General features: G+C 45.8%; 12 protein-coding genes. 7 read left to right on the top strand and 5 right to left on the bottom strand.

The features are described 5' to 3' along the window. Positions 1-206 precede the first annotated feature (206 nt). The 7 genes from DIU38_RS17890 to DIU38_RS17920 all read left to right on the top strand — a co-directional run bounded on the left by DIU38_RS17890 (position 207) and on the right by DIU38_RS17920 (position 9,829). Positions 207-1,373, top strand: coding sequence for an iron-containing alcohol dehydrogenase (locus DIU38_RS17890; RefSeq protein WP_112654821.1), 1,167 nt, complete (start codon positions 207-209; stop codon positions 1,371-1,373). A gap of 9 nt (positions 1,374-1,382) precedes the next feature. Next, complete coding sequence (locus DIU38_RS17895) at positions 1,383-2,315, top strand: dihydrodipicolinate synthase family protein (protein WP_112654689.1); 933 nt, start codon at positions 1,383-1,385, stop codon at positions 2,313-2,315. Further along, positions 2,312-3,352 (top strand): 4-hydroxythreonine-4-phosphate dehydrogenase PdxA, encoded by a 1,041-nt coding sequence (gene pdxA, locus DIU38_RS17900; RefSeq protein ID WP_112654690.1) that lies wholly within the window; start codon positions 2,312-2,314, stop codon positions 3,350-3,352. The genes DIU38_RS17895 and pdxA overlap by 4 nt, the downstream gene beginning before the upstream one ends. Before the next feature lie 3 nt (positions 3,353-3,355). After that, complete coding sequence (locus DIU38_RS17905; RefSeq protein WP_112654691.1) at positions 3,356-4,522, top strand: four-carbon acid sugar kinase family protein; 1,167 nt, start codon at positions 3,356-3,358, stop codon at positions 4,520-4,522. Continuing rightward, positions 4,519-5,973: a sodium:solute symporter gene (locus DIU38_RS17910; protein WP_244311218.1), complete on the top strand. Its 1,455-nt coding sequence runs from the start codon at positions 4,519-4,521 to the stop codon at positions 5,971-5,973. Before DIU38_RS17905 ends, DIU38_RS17910 begins: the two co-directional genes overlap by 4 nt. A 119-nt stretch (positions 5,974-6,092) precedes the next feature. After that, positions 6,093-7,514 (top strand): sialate O-acetylesterase, encoded by a 1,422-nt coding sequence (locus DIU38_RS17915; RefSeq protein ID WP_112654693.1) that lies wholly within the window; start codon positions 6,093-6,095, stop codon positions 7,512-7,514. Between the two features lie 2 nt (positions 7,515-7,516). After that, a complete protein-coding gene (locus tag DIU38_RS17920) occupies positions 7,517-9,829 on the top strand; it encodes a DUF5703 domain-containing protein (protein WP_112654694.1) in 2,313 nt (770 codons plus the stop codon). 620 nt (positions 9,830-10,449) lie between these two features. Here DIU38_RS17920 and DIU38_RS17925 read toward each other — a convergent pair. The 5 genes from DIU38_RS17925 to DIU38_RS17945 all read right to left on the bottom strand — a co-directional run bounded on the left by DIU38_RS17925 (position 10,450) and on the right by DIU38_RS17945 (position 23,022). Continuing rightward, positions 10,450-12,492, bottom strand: a complete 2,043-nt coding sequence (locus DIU38_RS17925; RefSeq protein ID WP_112654822.1) for an aceric acid hydrolase — start codon at positions 12,490-12,492, stop codon at positions 10,450-10,452. A 97-nt stretch (positions 12,493-12,589) separates the two neighbouring features. Next, positions 12,590-15,931: a glycosyl hydrolase gene (locus DIU38_RS17930; protein ID WP_112654695.1), complete on the bottom strand. Its 3,342-nt coding sequence runs from the start codon at positions 15,929-15,931 to the stop codon at positions 12,590-12,592. Next, entirely contained in the window at positions 15,928-19,236 is a 3,309-nt protein-coding gene (locus DIU38_RS17935; protein WP_208057785.1) for a glycoside hydrolase family 2 TIM barrel-domain containing protein, read from the bottom strand. Before DIU38_RS17935 ends, DIU38_RS17930 begins: the two co-directional genes overlap by 4 nt. After that, positions 19,233-21,431, bottom strand: coding sequence for an alpha-L-rhamnosidase-related protein (locus tag DIU38_RS17940; protein WP_112654697.1), 2,199 nt, complete (start codon positions 21,429-21,431; stop codon positions 19,233-19,235). Before DIU38_RS17940 ends, DIU38_RS17935 begins: the two co-directional genes overlap by 4 nt. Position 21,432: 1 nt before the next feature. After that, positions 21,433-23,022, bottom strand: coding sequence for a sodium:solute symporter family transporter (locus tag DIU38_RS17945; protein WP_112654823.1), 1,590 nt, complete (start codon positions 23,020-23,022; stop codon positions 21,433-21,435). Positions 23,023-23,026: the final 4 nt, after the last annotated feature.

The raw sequence follows: 23,026 nt of genomic DNA on the forward strand, positions 1-23,026 counted from the left end.
TTTTAGCGATTATTTACTACTCCAACTACCTATTAAAGCCAATTACAGGCAGATCATATCATAATAACTTACCGGCAGATATCCCTTTTGATAATATCGTATAATAATTGGATAACGGTTGGATAAAAATGGGAGGCGGCATTATCCATCTTTGTTTTATATCAAAACCAATTAACCAGGGCCAGCTATTATTAATATATAAGTATATGCCGCAAACTGTACATCCTTATCGCGACATCACTATCCGGTTTCCGGGCCAGGTAATTGTTGGCAAAAACTCGCTTTTTAAATTAACCGGTGATGTTATCAGCGGCGGGTATAAATCAGCTTTAATTATTACCATCAGTCCGCTATTAAATAAACTTGAACCACTTTTGGCTCAATTTAAAGAAGCAGGGATTAACGCTCGTGTTGATACCTCCATAGTACGGGAGCCTTCGTTCAAGGATTTTGGAGATTTGCTTGCATCTGTAAAACATACTGAAGTAGATGTGATCATAGGTATTGGTGGTGGCAGTGTGCTTGATGTGGCTAAACTCATAGCTGCGCAGTTTGATAATGACCAAACCCTGGCAGATATCACGGGAATTGGCTTGCTTAAAAACCGCAATAAAAAACTCATTTGTGTGCCTACAACGGCGGGTACAGGCAGCGAAGCATCACCCAACGCTATATTAATAGATGATGCAGACAACCAGAAGAAAGGTATTATCAGCCCTTACCTGGTTCCGGATATAGTGATCATTGATCCGGCTTTGATGATCAGCCTGCCGGCAGAAGTTACTGCAGCTACAGGTCTTGATGCTTTAACTCATTGCCTTGAAGCATATACCAATCTATACGCACATCCTTTTATAGATATGTATGCACTTGAAGGGATCAGGCTTATAGCCGGCAACCTGGTTAAAGCAGTAAATGATAGTACTGATGAAGATGCCCGTACACAATTGTCTATTGGCAGTTTGATGGGTGGCTTTTGTTTAGGCCCGGTAAATACGGCTGGAGTGCATGCGCTCTCCTATCCGTTGGGGAGCTTATACCATATTGCCCACGGCTTATCCAATGCCTTACTGCTACCTTTTGTAATGGAGTATAATATCCCTGCCGCACCTGAGCGATATGCTGCCGTTGCCCGTGCATTGGGTTGTAACAGTAGTATCAATGATTTTGAAACCGCTTATGCCGGGGTTGAAAAGATCAAGCAGCTGATCAGCGAATGCGGAATCCCTGCAAGCTTAAAAGAAATAGACATAGATAAAAATACCATACCGCAAATGGCTGCTGATGCCATGAAAATTACGCGCTTGCTTAAAAACAACCCGCGACCGATAAACATAGATGATGCCGTTAACATTTACGAGGCTGCTTATTAAAACATACTAATGAAACTAAAAAAGAAATATAATGGCCTGGTAGTGCCATCAATTACGCCACTTACCGACAACTACAAACTTGACCACGAAGCAGTTGAAAAAATATTCGACAGCATCTTTAACTACGGAGGCGTACCTTTCATATTGGGAACTACCGGCGAGTCAGCGTCGTTATCAAACGAGCTCAAGCTCGATTTCATTAAATGTGCTGTTTCTATAAGGCAACCTGGCCGCTTGCTTTATGCAGGCATTTCATCCAATTGCCTGGCCGATTCAATTGATCTTGCCAAACGCTGTGCCGACGAAGGTATTGACGTTGCAGTAGCACACTTACCTGCCTATTTCACTTTAACTGAATACGAAATTAAAACATACTTTGAAACGCTGGCCAATGAAATACCTATCCCGCTGATAGTTTACAACATTCCGGCTACCACCAATGTATCAATAAACCTAAATCTTCTCGACGAATTAAGTCACCATGAAAATATTGTTGGGACTAAAGATTCGGAACGGAATCACGAGCGTTTAAAGGATTCATTGAAGTTATGGGCGCACAGACAAGATTTCAGCCACTTTTTGGGTTGGGGTGCGCAATCTGCCCATGCGCTGTTTACCGGCAGCGACGGCCTGGTGCCGAGTACAGGAAACCTGTTCCCGGATATTTATTACAAAATGATAGTTGCTGCAGATAATAACGACGAAGCCGCCGCGCTGCAACTACAAAGGCATTCCAACCTGATAGGTGATATTTACCAGGGCAAACGCCTGCTGGGCGAGTCATTGGCAGCATTAAAATCACTGATGCAAAGCGCGGGATTGTGCCGAACTTACATGATGGCGCCTTTATTGCAAGTTACTGAAGCCGAAGCCGAAGACCTGCAAAGAAAACTACAGCGCATGCTTAACGTTGAAAACCTCAGCTTACCAATATACCAATGACAGCCGAAAAACCGATCATAGCCATAACCATGGGCGATCCGGCCAGTATTGGCCCTGAAATAGCCGTTAAAGCATTGTTAACGGAAAGATTATACGACATCTGCCGCCCGGTAATTATAGGTGATACAGGGGTGTTTTTTGACATCGTAAAACGGTTGGGTTTCAATGCGCGCATCAACTCCATAAAAGATATCCGCAATGCAAATTTTGAGTTTGGCAAGCCCGACGTTTATGATCTGCAAAATGTAGATATGGAACAGCTGCGCTTTGGCGAGATCTCGGCTATGGCAGGCAATGCCTCATTTGAAGCCGTTAAAAAAGCGATTGAACTGGCGCTTGCCGGCGATGTTGATGCAACGGTGACCGGACCTATCAACAAAAAATCCGTTAACGAAGCCGGTCATCATTTTGCCGGGCATACCGAAATCTACGCGCATTACACCGGCACAAAAAAGTATGCCATGTTATTGGTTGAGCATAATATGAAGGTGATCCATGTATCAACCCATGTTTCGCTAAGGCAGGCCTGTGACCTGGTTAAAAAAGATCGGATCATTGAAGTAATTGAATTATTGCATGAGGGCCTTATTTCTCTGGGCGAGAAAAACCTGAAGATAGGTGTAGCCGGGCTTAACCCCCATGCAGGTGACTCAGGCTTGTTTGGTACCGAAGATGATTTTGAGATCCTCCCTGCTGTACAGGAAGCTCTAAAATCAGGCTATGATGTGGAAGGTCCCGTACCTGCCGACACTTTATTTTCAAAAGCATCAACCGGGTATTATGGTGGCGTAGTGGCTATGTACCATGATCAGGGCCACATCCCCTTTAAGCTTACCGGCTTTAAATGGAACGCCGAACAGCAGCAAATGGACAGTGTAAAAGGTGTTAACATCACTATGGGACTGCCGATTATCCGCACCTCGGTTGATCATGGAACCGCCTTTGAAATTGCAGGCAAAGGCGTGGCGAGCAGCGATGCCATGATATTGGCCATCGAATCAGCGGTGCAGTTGAGCAAAAACCGGATAAAAGCATAGGCTATGATAGCTGTAATTGCAGATGATTTAACAGGAGCCGCCGAGCTGGCGGGCATAGGTCTTAACCACGGATTAAGAACCGAGGTGAGCACCACTGTTGATGAACACTGCGATGCCGACCTGTTGGTTATAGCTACCGACACCCGTTCACTCGCTGTAAATGAAGCGAAGAATATTGTTCATGATCTTACCGTCCAATTACAGCAACTAAAACCCCGGTTTCTTTTCAAGAAGATAGATTCCGTTTTAAGAGGACATATCATTGAGGAGTTACAGAGTGAGCTTTCAGCTTCAGGGTTAAAACGGGCACTTATTGTACCCGGCAACCCCCATCATTCAAAAAAACTTATCGGCGATACGTTCCATTACAATGGTGCGCCAATCCACCTCAGTGATTTTGCTAACGATCCGACCTTCCCGGCCTTAAGCTCAAATATTGTTGAGTTATTAAGGGCTGATGGAAGTATCAAATTAGTAAACAATGGAGACAAGCTACCATCGACAGGAATTATCATAGGAGCGGCCGAAGACGAGGATGATCTTAAATACTGGATCAGTAAAACAGATGGCAATACCCTTTTAGCGGGTTCGGCCAATCTGTTTACTACACTGCTTGAATACTTAACAACTCCGCAAAGGATCGAAATCCCTGACCCGGAAACCACAGGCAGGCGGCTGTTTGTATTTGGCAGCACCTTTTATCAGGGTAAGCTGAATCTTCAAGATGGCAAGCATAACAATATCCCGGTACATTATGTACCTGCGGCAACCATCTGTGCCGAAACCAGCGGTGATCATGTACATGGCCTTTTCGCAAGTCATGTAGCATCAAGCATTGTAGCCGGCAATAATGCAATCATTGCCATAAACCCCGATTTCATCAAGGATATAAAGGTAGACCCGGTATTACTCAGTCACAAGATGGCAGATATTGTAAAACAGGTTATTGACCACACCTCGCTTCACGAATTGCTGATTGAAGGCGGGGCAACAGCCTGGGCTATACTTGAGCGTTTAAACATTGAAAAATTATATCCCTCAAAACTAATAGCTCCCGGAGTTATTCATATGCGCATAGCCGGCAATAACCAATTATGTTTAACTTTAAAACCTGGCAGCTACCCCTGGCCTGCCCCCATTTGGGCAACCAATAATTATACCTGCATATGAAACATGAAACCCTGCACCTGGCAGATTATATCATCATAGCCCTGGCACTGGCCATTTCATTAACCATCGGTCTTAAGTTTTCAAAAGGACAAAATTCTACCAAAAAATATTTTGTGTCCCGCGGTTCTATCCCGGCCTGGGCTATAGGCATGTCATTAATGGCAACGCTCATCAGCAGCGTAACGTTTTTGGCCTACCCCGGCGAAGGATTTGCCTCCAACTGGATCTTGCTGGTCCAGGGCTTAATGGTTCCGGTAGTTTTATTGCTGATGGTTTGGTTTATAGTGCCCCTGTACCGCGAGGTGATAGGCGTAAGCACGTATGAATATTTTGAAAAGCGTTTTGGCCTGTTTGCCCGCTTTTACAGCTCTATCAGTTTCTTATTAACCCATTTTTCAAAAATGGGTACTGTGTTTTTTCTGTTGGCACTGGCACTCTCCAACATGACCAATACCAATACGTTCGCCATTATCTGGGTGATAGGGTTTGTGATCATCGTCATCACACTTATCGGTGGTATCGAAGCCGTAATCTGGGCTGATGTAGTACAGGGTTTCCTGCTGATAGGCGGCGGCATCGCATCGTTCATCATCCTCATCTGTTCGATAAAAGGCGGCTTCCCCGAACTCTGGCATATTGCCAGCATAAACCACAAAAACAATTTCGGCCCCTATTCCTGGGATTTCAAAAAGCTTACGTTCATTGTAATGGCCATTAATGGTGTTTTTTATGCCATCCAAAAATATGGCACCGATCAAACCATGGTGCAACGTTATCTTACAGCCAAAACCGATAAGGCAGCCATAAAAGCATCCATATTAGGTGTAGCACTCACCGTACCGCTATGGGCATTATTCATGTTCATAGGCACGGCTTTATTCGCCTTCTACCAACAAAATCCCCTACCAGCAGGCATTAAAGCCGACGCCGTTTTCCCCTATTTTATCATGAGTAAATTGCCTACCGGGGTTGTAGGATTGATATTGGCGGCATTAATTTCAGCGGCTATCTCAAGCCTGGGCGCCGATCTTAACTGCCTTTCTGCGATTGGTGTGGAAGACTATTACAAAAAATTCAGGCCCAATAAATCGGATAAAGAATATTTAAAAGCTGGTCGTTGGATAGTGATCCTGGCGGGTTTGGGCGCAATGGGTATAGCCACCCTCTACCTGCTTGCCGGCGACGAAGGTGCGCTGGGCATTGTTTTTACCCTTTACGCGATATTTTCAGGCGGTATTGCCGGGATATTTTTATTGGGCTTGTTCAGCAGCCGCGCCAATCGCCAAGGGGTGAACATTGGTATTATTGCCTGTATCCTGTTTACGGGCTATGCTTTTTTAACATCAACTAAAATTGGTTTGGGTACGGACAAACACATCTTGCTTGATTTAGGCAGGTACAATTTCAATCAGCATAAATACATGCTCGGGTGTATAGTCACCTGGTGGTAATCATAGTAGGCTATGTGGCCAGCTTGTTTTTCCCTAAACCCGAGTTGAATAAAAACCTCCTTTTCAGCGGATGGCTTGAGGCTAAGCGCGCCGGAAAGCTAACTAAATAATTTACAGCAATGAAACAGTTACTGGCATCAGGCTTGGGTTTGTGCCTGTTTATATCCACACAGGCGCAAGTAAAACTGGCATCCATTTTTACCGATAACATGGTGTTGCAGCAACAAAGCGAGGCGCCAATCTGGGGCTGGGACAAGGCAGGCTCAACGGTTACCGTTAACACCTCATGGAACAAAAAAAACTACAAAGCCAAAGTAAATGCCAACGGCAAATGGCTTGTTAAAGTAAGCACCCCGGTTTACGGCGGCCCGTATACCGTTACCATCAGCGATGGTAATACCATCAAACTAAACAACGTGCTTATTGGCGAAGTTTGGCTGTGCACCGGACAATCAAATATGGAGATCCCTATGAAGGGGTATAAAAGCCAGCCAATAAGCGGTTCTGTTGATGCTATACTTAAATCATCTAACGCCAACATCCATATTTACACCGTTCCCCACTCATCAGTAACCGAAGTACAGGACAATAGCAAACCATCAGAATGGCATGTCGCCTCCCCCGAATTTGTCTCCAACTTTAGTGCTACAGGTTATTATTTCGGCAGATTATTAAACGAGATACTGCATGTACCTATCGGTTTAATCAGTGATTGTTACGCGGGCTCGAATGCCGAAGCCTGGATGGATGCTGATGGACTGAAAGATTTTCCGGAGATCAAGATCCCGGCCAAAACAGACTCCATCAAAGCAGTATCGCGCACACCTACTACCCTGTTCAATGGCATGCTGAACCCGGTGATTGGTTACGGCATCAAAGGCTGCATCTGGTACCAGGGTGAATCGAACTACGACCGGCCTGATCAATACGAAAAACTATTTCCGGCCCTGGTAAAACGCTGGCGTGAGCTTTGGCAGCAAGGTGTTTTCCCTTTTTATTATATGCAGATAGCCCCGTATGATTACGCACAGCTTCCGCCTTATAATAGCGGGGGTAAATACAATTCGGCCTATCTGCGCGATGCTCAACGACAATCGCTAAAAACGATACCTAACAGCGGTATGGCAGTATCGCTTGATGTGGGCGAACAGACACTCATCCACCCTCCGCGCAAAGAACCTATCGGCACGCGGTTAGCCTACCTGGCCTTGGCGCAAACGTATGGTATTAAAGGTTTCGATTATGCGAGTCCGTTATATAAAGAAATGACGGTTGACGGCAACCGGGCTACCATCAGGTTTGAACATGCAGAAAATGGATTGACCTCATTCAACAAGCCCATTCAAAACTTTGAGATAGCCGGTAAAGACAAAATGTTTTATCCTGCGCAAGCAATGATATCGGGCAGCGTAATAATTGTATCTTCACCCTTGGTAAAAGAGCCTGTGGCCGTGCGTTACGCCTTCAAAGATTTTGTTGTGGGCGACCTGTTCGGCACCAACGGGCTCCCCGTTTCCTCATTCAGAACCGACGACTGGTAATTATGAAAAAACTCCTGCTGCTCTGCTTCCTGTACTGCAATATCGCGTTAGCTCAAAATAAAGGCATCGAACAATACAATGAAGTTTGGACCAGCCAAAGTCAAAACTCAGGCCAATCCATGCCATGCGGCGGAGGCGATATCGGACTGAACGTTTGGGTTGAAAAAGGTGAACTCCTTTTTTACATAGCCCGGAGCGGCACCTTTGACGAAAACAACGCCATGCTCAAACCGGGCCGGGTAAGGGTCAAATTATCGCCCAATCCTTTTGAAGGCAATGATTTTAAACAGGAGCTCAAGCTTCAAGATGGCTCTGTGCTTATCAGCGGAAAAAATGGCGATTTAAACGCCGAAATAAAACTTTGGGTTGATGTTTACCGCCCGGTGATCCACATCAACATCAACAGCAATAAAGCCATTAAAACTGACGCTATTTTTGAAAGCTGGCGTTACCGCAACAGGGAAGTTAAAGGCCTCGAAAAAAATGAAGGCTCGTGGAAATTTGCCCCGCGTAATGATGTTAAAACACTGAAAGATAACATCGACTTCAAAGGCAATGCTATCCAGTTCTATCATCATAACCTTGATTCCACCATATTTGATGTTACCATAAAACAGCAGGGTATGGATGCGGTTAAGGAGCAGATGTACAATCCGCTTAAAAATTTAACTTTCGGTGGGTTGATGCAGGGCAAAAATCTAAAGCCTGCAGGCACTACCAAAGGACAATATCTCAACACCGATTTTGAGGGCTGGAAACTGGAGAGCGTTAAACCGGCCACCAACCAGGATCTTAAAATCTGCCTGTATACCCAACAAACTGCTTCGGTAAACGAATGGCAGCAAGGACTCGAAAAAGTACTTAAAGAAGCCGAAAACAGCACTAAAGATGCTTGGCAAAAAACTGCCGACTGGTGGAAACAATATTGGGATAGGGGCTTTATTAACATCAATACCAACAAGCCGACTAATGATACTTTGGCCTGGCAAACCGGCAAAAACTACCAGTTGTTCAGGTATATGTTAGGCTGCAATGCTTACGGACAAGCGCCCACCAAATTTAACGGCGGGTTATTCACTTACGATCCAGTTTTCGTCAATCCTCAATACGCTTTTACACCCGATTTTCGTAACTGGGGAGGTGGCTTAATGACGGCCCAAAACCAGCGGTTGGTTTATTTCCCGATGCTCAAAAGCGGAGATATTGATATGATGAAACCGGAGTTTGATTTCTATCTCCGCTCCCTAAAAAACGCCGAATTGCGCAGCAAGGTCTATTGGGGCCATAACGGTGCCTGCTTTACCGAGCAGGTGGAGAATTTCGGTCTGCCCAATAGTGCCGAGTACACCTGGAAACGCCCTGCCAACTTTGACAAGGGCATAGAATATAACGCCTGGCTGGAATATACCTGGGATACCGTCTTTGAGTTTTGCCTCATGATGCTGGAAACGGAACGATACAAAAGCGATGATATCCATCAATACATTCCCTTTATTGAAAGCTGTTTAACCTTCTTCGATGAGCATTACCAATACCTCTCCCGCAAGCGCAGCGCCAAAGCGCTTGATGGCAATGGGCATCTTGTGCTATATCCGGGCTCGTCTGCCGAGACTTTCAAAATGGCCTATAATTCCAACTCGACTATCGCTGCCCTGCAAACCATCACCAAACGGATGCTGGCCCTGCCGGATAGTTATTTCAATAAAGAAGAGCGTACCAAACTGGAAGGCCTATTAAAACGCATCCCTCCTATTACATTTGCAGAGATTGATGGCCATAAAACCCTTACCCCTGCAAAATCATGGGAGCGGGTTAATAACGAAGAAAACACTCAATTTTACCCGGTGTTCCCCTGGGGTATATTCGGCTTGGGCAAACCGGGATTGGATGTTGCCATAAACACCTGGAAACTCGACACCCTTGTAGCCAAATTCAGAAGTGGCATTGGCTGGAAACAGGATAATATTTTTGCGGCCCGCTTAGGTCTGACAGATGAGGCTGCCAAATTAACCACCTTCAAGCTCAAAAACTCAGGCAGGCGTTTCCCGGCATTTTGGGGGCCGGGTTTCGACTGGACTCCCGATCATAACTGGGGAGGATCAGGCATGATCGGCTTACAGGAAATGCTGATGCAGGTGGATGATAAAAAGATCCTGCTGTTCCCCGCCTGGCCGAAGGACTGGGATGTGCATTTTAAACTTCATGCGCCTTATAATACCACTGTTGAAGCCACACTGAAGGATGGAAAGATGGTTGATTTAAAAGTTCTCCCCGAAGATAGAAGGAAGGATATTACAATGATGTTAGCCCAATAATTCCCTCGTTCATTTGTAACAAAAAGGGTGTCCCATTTTTTTGATTCTCAAAAAAAAATTGAAAAAACTCCCGCTGCTCTTTTTTGTAAAAAGAGACTGTTCCATTTTTTGAGAGTGAAAACGCGGAGCACCTTAAAAATGAAACACACTGATAATCAAAGAGATATTAATCCACTCGAAACACTGCTAAGTAACTGATTATCAAATATTAAAACTTTAAAGAGTAAACTTTCCTTATTTCAAAGGCAGGTAAAAAAGCCTTTCTTATTTCGTGTTTTTTTAGTGGTTTTTAGGCTTTTTTGAAATTGATCACATCAGTTATAAATGGTACTGACAAAATAATGCCACCAAAATTGTGGGGATGAATACCGATATTTCATGCCATCCGGTTACTATCATATTGGGACGAAAAAACAACCGCCGCCGCTCGGCTCCAGCCGAGTGGCAATTATCAGGGCGGCCTCTGGCCGTCGGGACTAACCTTTGATTAATAATAGGCTTTTACACTTGCGCTTCGGCGGCCAGAGGCCGTGTAATAGTTGCCACCCGGCAGGGAGCCGAGCGGCGGCTTTTTTTCATTCCAACCTTTTACCTTTGGCCTTTTACCTTTCGCCTCGAAACTACCTATCCAACGGCATCCAGGTCTCCATATCTACATGTCCCCGGTTACCCCATGCATAATACGGGATCAGCCTGATATCAACAGCGTTTTGTTTTGGGGTAGATACCTCTTTGTAAAGCCGGTTAATCCAGTTATTTTCATCACGCAAGTCAGCTTTACCGGCTAAGCTCATGATCTCACTGTTATCTATCCTGATCATTTCGGGTTTGAGTTGACTATTGGCAGATAAAGCCACATTGAAAACCTTTTGCCCTTTGGCCAAATCGGCCGATTCCAGGCAATACACCACCGGGCCACGTTTTACGGCTACCTGGTTGCGGGTTTCCTCAACCAGCGGGTTTGCTTCCATTAGGGTTACCGGCATCGGCAGGTCGAGATCAATCGTCATTCCTTTGCGCCAAACGGCATTAATTTGAGCGTAGGTTCCTGGCGTAGCATCCAACTGCGGCACCGGCTGACCTTCGAGTTTGATACTTGCGCCCTTACACCAGCCAGGGATCCTCAAAAATACCGAGAATGCTTTATTGCCCGGTACTTCATCAAACCTGATATGGATCTTCCCATCCCAGGGGTAATTTGTAGTTTGAGTCATTTTTACCGGGGTGCCATCTTTCAATTTAGCGGTTATGGTGTTGCTGCCGTACAGATTAAACCACAACCCTTTATCAGAGGCACTGTAGGCATAGTCGCTTACCTCAGCAATGGTTCGCACCACATTGGGCGGACAACAGTTAGAAAGTTTGATATACCCTATCCTATCCTTAGACCAACGCTGCTTAAAGGGCAAACTATCCGAATAAGCCAGTGGATTGGTATATAAAAAATTACGACCATTAAGACTAATACCCGAAAGCACACTGTTGTACAACGCAAGTTCCATTACATCCGCATATTTGGCATCGCCGGTTACCTGCAGCATGCGCCAGTTCCAGAGTACCTTGCCTATGTTGGCGCAGGTTTCGTTGTGGGCTGTAAAACTTGGCAACTGGTAATCGCGGCCGTAAGCCTGATGTACCTTTTGCACCTCGTTAGGATTGTAAGATGTACCATCAGGCGAAACACCATCATAGAGCGAGCCGCAGCCACCGGTGATATACATTTTGCGGTTAACCACATCGTTCCACATTAAATTTAAAGTGTGCATAAGTGTGGTATCCCCGGTTTCGGCATAAACATCGGCAGCACCAGCGAAAAGATAATTGGCCCTCACCGCGTGCCCCATCGCCTGTGTTTGCTGCCGGAAAGGTGTTCTGTCCTGGTTATCGTCGGTACCGTCCTTCATCAACCCGCGGATATCGATCAGGTTTTTAGCCAGTTCCAGGTATCGGGGATCGCGGGTGGTACGGTACATCTCCACTACGCCCATGTAATGCGAAGGGCAAATGGCATTCCGCGCCAGTTCGGGCGAGGCCGTTTTATAAAATTTATAGAGATAGTCTGTAGCCTTGATAGCCACTTTCAACAAAGTGGTTTTGCCTGTAACCCGATAGTGTACACAGGCCGCTGTCATGAGGTGACCAAGATTATACGTTTCAAAATTAAGACGATCGTTAAAAGCTTTTTCCTTGCCGCTGTTCTTGCGTTCTTCAATAAGGGTTGGTGTATGGATATAACCATCGGCCCGCTGCGCTTTAGCAATAACGGCTATGGTTTTGTCCATCAGTTCATCCAGTTTGGGATCATGCGTATTAGCGTACATGCTGGCTACAGCTTCAAACAGCTTGTAAAAATCACCATCATGAAATGGCGGCCCTTCGTGCGAACCGGTATCCAACCCGGCGGCTATCTCAAAGTTGCGATAAGCATGACTGATCTTCGGATCGGTATAAACCCGCCACAGGTTAGGGATCATGGTATCACGGCAAACCTTGAACCTGTCGGCCCAGAAGCCGCCTGTCCATTGTACCGCGCCCATATCAAGACTGCTGAGTTTGGCGTAATTGCTTTTGCTGGTATTTACCAGTGCCTTGTTTTGGGCCGATAGTTCATTGCCGGCAATCATCAATATTAGGATGATAAAGTACTTATACAATGTTTTCATTTCGGGAGCAAGCGAAGGCCTCAGGGTCCTCTGCGAGAGACCCTGATGGGACGCGGGCGAGGTTATTCCAATATATTTAAAAATCGTTTTCATATCATTAAGGGATATCAATGAGCAACTTTACGGGGCTCAGCAAACCAGCCGATAACAGCGAACGGCCCTCCAAACGGTAAGGCGCGTTTGTCCAGGTAATACGTTTATTTTCGGGCAGGGCATGATCACCCATCAGGCGGTTAGCCCAGGTGTTGGTTACTTTGATCACAAGTTTGTTTTCACCGGTTTTAATGGCCTTGCTGAGATCTAACCGGTAAGGAAATGTCCAGGCTGTGCCGCAATTGATGCCGTTTAAATATACTTCGGCCAGGTTGGCTACATTTCCCAGATCAAGATAGGTTTTGGCCCCTGCTTTTGCCGTAAACTGGAAAGTGCGAATGTAAACCGCAGTTCCCGAATAATACTTTATACTATCGTTGGCGTTGCGCGACCAATCATCACCTTTATCGAACATTACCGGTTTCGCAGGGCCACCAAATTTAGGATCAAATTGTACCTGCCAGTTTGTAAAAGTTTGTGCCGTTTTAAAATGAGCAGGTTTATCATTCACATTTTTTACAACAGAAACTCCATTTCTGAAAACGATAAAAGCAGAACCATCGGCAGCCAAATCAAGCGTAATATTTGTACGCCCGGATTTACTAATGCCGCCCAACTGTTTTATCTCCCCTGTTAAAGGATCCCATAGTTCAGGAACTCGATCTGTTACTCTCAATGACAGTTTGATGGTTCGGTTTAAAGCCTGTTGATTGGAAATGAAATAAATATCAAAGCCATCAGCGCTACGATGTGTCCATGCAATATCTTTTGCCGTTTGATTAGCTGAATCTATAGCTATCAGATCGCGGGAGAGGCCTACCTCATCAAACGTATCTTTTTGATACGGGCCAATGAGTACCTTTCCTGCAGAACCATTAGATAAAAGCGCTTTCATCCGCTTATCGCCGAATAAAACCGTAGCGCCTTCATTTACCAATTGCTGAAGCTTTTTTATTACTTCTGCCGATAACTGCCATGGCTGAGGCGACATCTGGCTTACACCGGGTATTACCAGCATGGCATAACTTGCCCCGCCGGGCAGAATGATCCTGCCTTTTTTTACTGTAGCTAAACGCAGTAAAGCGTCTTTGTTAAAAGAATCGTAGTTATATCCTCTCAGCGGGTCTGTCCAATTTTCGGGCAGTGCCATATTAGCCGAATGGCTTGCATCCTCAATCGAATTGATAATTGGCACACCTTTGTTGGCTAAGCGCTCCTTTTCCTGCTTCACACGTTCGGTGCCGAAGATACCGGGAAGGGTATTAACCAACCTGTCGGGCAAAATTGTGCGGCGTGGTGTTTCTTCGCCGGTAAAAACAGCGATATCGGCAACGGGATGCCCCTGTTGCAGCATAGCCTGGCAACGGCTGATATAATCAAACCAGGCCTTGCCCGGCTCCCACCAGGTTTGATCCCGCTGAAAAAACAGACCGATACCATCAAGCGTCATACCCGGCTTACGGTCAAGCCATGGGTTATGCACATTTACGTGGAAAACATAGCGGTTGATGCCCAGGGCGAAATTCCGGTCAGCCGCGGTTTTAAGCATGCCAGGGTGTTCGTCCCATAATAATCGTAATTCGGTAAATGCCTCGGCCTGGATAATATTTTTCCCATAGATATGCCCTCCTGAAATGGCATCCAGCATATCGTTGGGCTTATCATGCGTAGGGCTCCTAAACCAAAACTCCCCCATCGGAATATCGGCCTTTTGGTAATGCAACATGCCATCGCTCATCATAGTTGGGGCTACGCTTTCGGCGGTAAAAGTGCAGCCTTTTTCATGCGCCAGTTTGGCCATCGTACCGTAGAAATTATCTACCAATAACTCGGCTATGGTTTGCCTCACATCTGCTAATACTTTTTCAGATTTTTCGGCGCTTTCCATCGGCACACCGGCCATTAACGGAAGATATGGCAGCAGGTCATATCCCCTTCGCTTTTGAAATTCAGCAGCAAAAACCGGCGACCAGTTTTGGCTGCCGCACTCCCAACTATCCACATGAAAGATTTTCAGAACCCGTTTAGCCAAATCCGGGCCAACCTGTTTTACAGCCTCGCCAAACCAGTTCTCAAACTGTATTTTGGCAGCCTCCGGGTTAAACTTATCGCACTCCAAACCAATGCCCCCACCGCCGGTAGCATTAGTATGCCCGGTTGAAGTATGCCCGATACGGATAATTGTCCAGTTACCAGCGGGTGCCTGCCAGTTCAGTTTGCCATCTACTCCTAATTTATCAGTAAGGTTGATGACCTTCTTTTTATCTACACAAAGATCGGTTGGCAATTGGGCATCAGTAGTTTTTTTGCTTAAACGCCAAACCTCACCGGTTTTACTTTCATACTGATGGATACGTGGTTCGCCCAGCAACTCAATACCAGATAGTTTCAGTGTAGGTTTCCATTTGGCAAAATCCAGATCCTCGGCTCCCGGTTCGGAACCTTCTTTATCGTACGTAAACCTGAAATATTTTGCAGTTGTCGGGGTAATGGCATTTGTGATCTCCGCATCGCCATCCTGCCAGCCATGGCGTGGAGGTTCCAACCTACCTACCGAACGGAAGTTTTTGCCATCATCACTTACCTCAAGCATCAACCGTTGCGACTGGTAATTGCTTGCCGAGGTATGGATAACAAGCGAGCGGCAGGTAAAGGGCTTTTCAAATTCAAGCTGCAGCCAGCAACGCTCGTTGCTGGTGAAGCTTTTTGTATTTCCTTTTTCAGCGAGATATTGTACATCGGTATTAGGCAGGCTGGCGGTAACCTTCGGATGCTCGTCGTAGCTACTCTGTCCCTCACCGGGCAACGACGGATAAGCCAATATCTCGATGTCCTTGTAGTAGTTTTTATAGTGCTTTGGAACAGGCAAAGTATCATGGTAAGCTTTGCCACCCTCAAGCTCAACTTTTGACCATACCACCTTTTGCATAGAAAGTTCCGGTGTTATCCACGGGCCACCAGCCAGCGCAAAGCCATCGCTATCATGCATAGCCAGTTTTAGGCCTATCCTGTCGGCTTCCTGCATGGTAAATTTTACCATTGCCCACCACTCCGGGCTTAACTGGTTAATTGATGTCGTGATAAACGGTGGATTAGCAGGGCCTTTGATGGGCATTAAATAAGCACCCGCTATTCCGGCCTGCTTCATAGCCTGCAGATCAGCAGTGATGCCCTCTCGGCTTACAGCACCCTGCATCCAGTACCAAAATACCCAGGGCTTTGCAGATTCGGGCGGATGCAGGAAAGCCTCCTTCAAATCATCATTTTTAAGAGGTAGTTTACGCTGTTGGGCTATCCCCGGTAACAACAGACAGCAAAGGCAAATTATACAAATGACCTTCCTCATGGCTTCCTGTTAAATTTTATTTGGTACGCCGCGTTTCCAGCGCCTTCCGGCTTACCCTCATAAGGTTTCAGGTAAAAGCTGTATTGATACTTTTTGGCGGGGATCCGGTATTGCTCCAATGGCTCGGCCACTTCCGACCAGCTATCGTTACCACCTACGCCCATTTGTATCAGATCGATATTCAGCGTGATAAAACCGGCATCTTTTAGTTTATTGGTGTGCTTTGCCGTCTGAATATTCTCTTCGGTATAAGGCCAGGCACTCATGCTCAGCAGGCTATCGGCGGTGATCAGCAAACCACCTGTTGTATGGTGCAGCAGCATCCAGCGTACATCGGTACGGTTGCCGTTTTCCTGGGGAACTACGTAAGGTTCCATGAATTGGTTAATGCTTTGCGAATATATGCCCGCTTCCGAGCCTGTACGCCTGTCGATATAGTTTTCATAAGGACCGCGGCCATAATAACTGACATTGCTATCGGCCTGCGCAATACCCATTTGCATACCAACCTTTGGCAGGTTTGGCAAACCCGGTTTAGCATCAAACACATACGCAACTTTTAGCAAGCCATCGCCGCAAATGGTGTAGTTCACCTGTACCGAAGCACTATCATTAAGCATGGAATAAATACTTGTTATTACAACCGCACCATCTTCAGTTTTTTGGCTCGAGAGTTTTTTCAAAACAGGTGACGCTTTAAACCAGGCCGCCAGTTTCTTTTCCATCTTCCAGCCGCGATGATCATTATCGGTAACTGATCGGGTGAAATGTGGCAATAAAGGCGCAAATATCTGCTGATTACCTTTGTACAGGTATGAGCTTAAAGCACCGTTACTTTTACTGATGCCTATCTCAAAATCTTTACCGCTGATATGATAAGCCTTATCATCTTCGGATAGTTTTGTTTCCGGAGATTGCTTATGGTCAGCTTTTACAGCCGATGTTTCAAGCTTAGTTAATTGAAACTGATCGCTGGCTATTTCGTAGCCTTTACTTGCCCAGGGCTTATCTTCGGCAAGAGTAAAATGGATATCGGCCAGGTATTCGTGGTTTGCTTTTAAATTGGGCAGGTATTGTTTAATACTGATGATTGTATCGTGCCCGGCAGCAAGATTGATCCGGGAAATTTGCTTTTTCAGGATCATATTGCCGTCTTCCCTCAACTGCAGGGTAACCTCATAATCAGCCAATGAAGCTACACCATGCCAGTTTTTGATGTGGATAGTGGCCTTATCGGCATCAACCAATTCACAAACCGCCGGCTGAAAAACATGCTTGCATTCGTAAATAGCAGGTTTCGGGCGACCATCAGATGCTACAATGCCTTTGATGGTGAAATTATCAAAATAACGTTCGCTATAATCGCCGCCGTAGGCATAGTATGCCTTACCTGTTGAATCATGTTTTAATAGTCCCTGGTCTTTAAACTCCCATATAGCCCCGCCAATTACTCGTTTTGTTGATCGCCACTGATCCCAAAACTCCTTTAGGTTTCCATTGGAGTTGCCCATTGCGTGCGAATACTCCACGAAAAATATCGGCCGGTTATCGCCGTTTTGCTGATTGGCCAGCAAGGGCGCAGTATAAATGCCGGGATACATCCGGCTTACAATATCTACATAAGGCTGATCTATAGGGTTCTGTAGCCTGTGCGAATGATCGTTTGTTTTAGGATACCGCGGATCAGTTGGATCAATATAACCCTCGGCCTGTGGCGTACCCTGCGCCGGTTCATAATGAACCGGACGGGTGATATCAAAATCATGGATCCAACCGGCCATTGCCGCGTGGTTTGGCCCCCTGCCGGCCTCGTTACCCAAACTCCAGATAACTACACTCGGATGGTTTTTATCGCGCATCACCATACGGGTAGCCCTGTCGAGGTAAGCGCCGGTCCACATGGGGTCATTACTTAATTTTGAGCCCAGGCCGTGGGTTTCCAGGTTAGCTTCGTCTATAACCAGTATCCCATACTTATCGCACAGGTCATACAGGTACGGATCCATAGGGTAATGACTGGTGCGGATACAATTAAAATTGAAACGTTTAATGGTGCGCACGTCGTTCAGGATATCTTCGCGAGATAGCGCCTTTCCTTTTACCGGGTCATGATCGGGTCGGTTTACGCCGTACAGGTAGGTTACTTTACCATTGATCAGCAGCTTGCTATTTTCCTTGCTAAACTCAATGCTCCTGATGCCTACCTTGCAACTTTTAACCTCCAGCGTTTGGCCGGTGCTATCCACTAATGATAAAGTAAGCGTATACAGATTTGGTTTTTCATCGCTCCATTTTTCCGGGCTTTTCAGTTTGGTTTCCAGTAAGCCAAATTTCACGTTATCCAACCTTGGGTAAATTTCGTTGATGATACTTTCAACGCTTCGCTCCAAAGGCTTTTGCAATACTTCTTTATTATTGCTGTCGAAAAGCCTTGCTTCAATTTTATAACCGGGAACAGCCTTGCCTGTGAGGTTTTCAATCCGCGGACGGATACTGAAAATGGCATCTTTATATTGCTTGTCCAATTTGGCCTGCCATTGAAAATCGGCTATGCGTAATTTAGGCTCTGCCAAAAGCATTACTTCACGGTGAATGCCGCTCATACGCCACTGATCCTGGTCTTCCAAAAAATAGCCATCACTCCAGCGGATCACCTGTACAGATACTACGTTTTCACCGGCTTGCAGATATGGAGTAATATTAAACTCCGACGGCAGAAAGCTATCCTCGCCATAACCTAAAAACTTACCATTCAACCAAACCTTAAAGCCCGAACTTACCCCGCCGAAATGCAACGTAATGTTCATGTCCTTCCAATTAGTTGGCAGGGTAAAAGTGCGCTGATAACTGCCAACACCATTATAATCCTGCGGCACATGAGGCGGATTGACCGGCCGGAATGGGTAAACCGCACTTTTATAAATGGGTTTATCATAACCCTGCATCTCAATGCTTGAGGGCACAATGATCTTTTTCCAGCCGCTTACCCTGCTTTTATAAAAGTCTTTTGGGGCATCGGCAGGTTTAGCAGCGTAGCTAAAATCCCAGTAACCGTTCAGGGATAACATCCTGCCGGATTTTTCCCTGTCGCCAGCCAAAGCGTCTTTGATATTGCTATACGAATAAGCTGTAGCGCGTGCCTCATCCCGGTTTATACCATCAACCAATGGGTTTTCCCAGGGCTCGGCATCATAAACCGATGGCGCGTTGGGTATGGCAGCAGGCGTTTTATCAACCAGTTGCGCGTAAAGCCCCGTTGATGAAAATGCTGTTAAAAGCAGGATATTAATGAGCCGTTTCATCATTTTTTTGCGCTGTAGTTTATGGTGTATTGTTTTTGTTTTTGGATGCTAAGCTCATAGGAGCCGTTGCCTTTAGCAATTACTTCACCCTCCTTACAAACAGGTTTTGAAGTACTTATAAACCGTAAGAGGCCAATCCCGGTGTTACTGCTTACTTTAATTTGTTTGGTGCTGCATGATACTTTGATATCGCCATCAGCTGTCGGTACACTACCTTCCATCCATTGCAGGCCACCCAATTTAGGCTCGATAATATACTGCTGATAACCCGGTGCCGTTGGTTTTACACCAAGATAATATTTACCCAGCAAGTATATCGGGCTTGCACCCCAGGCATGGCACAGGCTTTTACCAAACGGGCGTCCGTACATGGCATAGCGGTCGGTGCCTGTTTTAGCCGGGTTGTATTCTTCCCAAAAAGATTTGGCGCCGAGGTTCAACATCCCGCCCCAATAATCCTTCATCTCTTTGAGTACATAGCTTTGCTCACCCATGGCGCAAAGGGCTTCCAGTTCATAAAACCTCATGTATGGGGTGGTTATCTTCTGGATATTATCGTTCAGCAGCACGTACTTTTTTATTTCCTGCTGCTGACCGGGGTTCAGGTAATTGAAAAATATCGAGAACATGTTGGTGTACCGGGTCACGTTATCGCTTTGCTTTCCATCAACCAGGCTGTGTACAAAGGCATGCTCATCACTGTTCCAGTACAGGGAGAAGATCTTTGATTTCAGATCGGCGGACAGTTTTTGATATTGATCGTTGCCCATTTTATCATCCATGATATTGGCACACAGGGCCATGGTTTCCAGGCTTCGGCAAAGCAATAGCTGCTCAAAACTTACCTCGCCTTTTTTACTGAGTTTATCGGCCCAGTCGATAAATACCCAATCACCGGGCAGGCCTTCCATCAGGCCGTTTTTATCACGGCGTTGCAGGCAATAGCTCATCAGGCTTTGCATGCGCGGGTACATTTGTTTGATGAAACTTTTATCGCCGGTATATTGGTAGTAATCATAAATACCCATGAACCAGTAAAATGTATAATCCATAATGGTATTGATATGGCTGGTTACCGGGTCTTTACCGCGGAGGGCATACAGGGTGCGGGTTACCGTGGGTGAATCAAAGTACAGGTAATAATTCATGAGGTAGCTTTGATAAGCATCACCCGACCAGATCCACCTATCCCTCTTAATACCGTCGATAAAAAATTCGCGGGTATTCAGGTGCAGGGTATAGGCCGAAACATCCCAGATCTTGTTGATCAACTCATCCGAACATTTGAAACTCCCCCGCTGCTCAACCGGCGAATATTCGTAAAGCATGGATACATCATCGGCGCTCACATGATCATCAAACAATACATTGATGTAACGGAATGCACGTGAGCCCTCCATGGTATGATCTGCTTTCTGAAGCTGATCGATATAAACACTATCCAACAGTTCGCAATTGGTTAGGGATAAAGCTTCTTCTTTTGATTCTCCGTAACAGAATTTAATATTGCCCTTGCCTTTTAGGCCGATAAGCTTGGCGTAGCCAAATGTTTCCTTGCCAAAATCAACCAAAATGGAATGTTCTTTTCGTTCAATCTTTTCCGGGTTATGCTCTTCAGTAGGTAAACGAAATGCAGAAGGCAACTTATCCGCCGAATCAAAGTTCCAGTTACCGGCGTTCACATATTTGGTGGCCGATACATCCGAAGTTTTACCCGACTCATCAATCCATTCTTTATCTTCATAAGTTACCAGCCATGAAGTATCTGACACCAGTTGCTGCCCCTTGACAAATATGGCGGGGGCAGCAGCCTGATTATAAACTTTGAGACTAAGCCTGTGCCTGCCAGCCGGCACATGAATATTTTTAGGGTAACCTGCCAATGCCTTACCATCAAGCTTTACATTGTATTGTCCTTCAACAGCCAGTTCAACAGTTTCGGGGTTGGCAAGCGTAAAATCCTTATGAAAATCAACCAGTACATAATGGCTGTCCAATTTCCAAAATGGCGGGAAGAATGCCCCGCGCTCCGTACGGCGGTTTTGCATTCGGTTGCTGAGCCACACTTCATAATCGCCGGGATACCAGATCCAGGTAGCTTTTTGCGCTTTTGTCATGTCGGCAAAAAGCATGAAGGTTAGCAGCATGATAAATACATGAAGCTTATTCAATTTTATATAGGTAGATATTTTATGCATTTTAATGTCCGTTAAAAATGAGGTATAAAGCGATCATAACTATTGTGAGCAGTACCCAGGCCACTTTTACACGCCGGGTAGGTTTTGAAGTATTTTCTGTTTCGGATTGCTCTGCAATGTAAACAGCCGGCGTTTTATCAAGCAGCGAAATCAAGACGGCAGATGCCGCCAGAAACACAAATATGAAAAACGACAGCATGAGATAATGCGGCCAAAAGCTATACTTATCGGGCGGTAATACCCACAGGTACACCACACCAGTCCCCAAACTAAAAGCCGAACCTGCCGAAAGAATAATATTCACCGCTTTGCGGGTGGTACGTTTCCAATAAACGGTAAGCAAAAAAACTACAGCCAATGGCGGCGCGATAAAGCCCAATACCGATTGAAATACATCAAAAAGGTTCAGCCCTTTAATGCTGTCGATAGCCAATGCCATACCTATGGCAAACAGGCAGCCGCCAATTACGGTGTATCGCCCTACTCTGATGAGATCTTTGTTCGTAGCGTTGGGGTTGATCTTTTCGGCATAGATATCCATGGTGAATACCGTACTCAGCGAGTTGAGCGACGAGCCGATGGTGCCAACCAATACCGCTATCAGTACTACGATAACCAATCCGTTCATCCCCGGGGGGAAAAGATTGGTAACCATGGTCATATAAGCCAATGCCGGATCGCTCAGATGCGGAAACAGGATGAAACACAAAATGCCCGTGAGAATAAACAAGGGCAGCGATAGTATTTTAAGCCAGCCAATGAAATTAACGCCAAGTTGCCCCTGCTCCAGATTTTTGGCGCCCAATACCGATTGTACCATAGCCTGATCTGTACAGAAAAAAGCCACAGCCGATACCGGGTAACCCAGCAAAATAGCATACCATGGATATTTAACATCACTTGCTGGGTGAATAAGGTTCCAGTAATTTGCTGGTGTCTGATGAAAAACCGCAGATAAGCCACCAGCTTTGCTTATACCTAAAACGGTTAAAGTGAGCGACACGCCGATAAGCAGTAACATCTGGAAAACATTTACTTTGGCGATGGCCTTCAAGCCACCAGTAAACGCGAATAAGCCTGCAAATGAAACAAGTACAATAACCGATTGCCACATGGGGATGCCCAATATTTGCCTTACTAAAAACCCACCTGCAAATAAACCCAGCGACAGCCACGAGATGAGCATTTTGATGAGCGCGTACCAGGCCAGGATATTACGGGTTGAATCTCCGTAACGGTTCCCCATAAACTCGGGCATGGTTGATACTTTGGCAGCAATATATTTGGGCGCGAATACCAGCGCCAGCAGCATCAGAAAAACAAAAGCATACCAGTCGAAATTGACGGCCACGATACCCGTACTATAGCCAATACTGGCAAAGGCCAGCAACATGGATGGCCCCACATTGGTACCCCACATATTAAAGCCAATGCTCGCCCAACCCAATGATTTATTGGCGAGGAAAAGCGTTTCGTCTGTTTTGTTTTTATTACTAAAGCTGGCGCGAAACCCGATTATCATCAAGACAATCAGGTACACAGCCACAACCGAGTAATCCAACAGCGTGAGGCGCGATACTATATTGCTCATGCCC

The organism is Mucilaginibacter metallidurans (genome assembly GCF_003286435.2).
Taxonomy (GTDB): Bacteria; Bacteroidota; Bacteroidia; order Sphingobacteriales; family Sphingobacteriaceae; genus Mucilaginibacter; species Mucilaginibacter gossypii.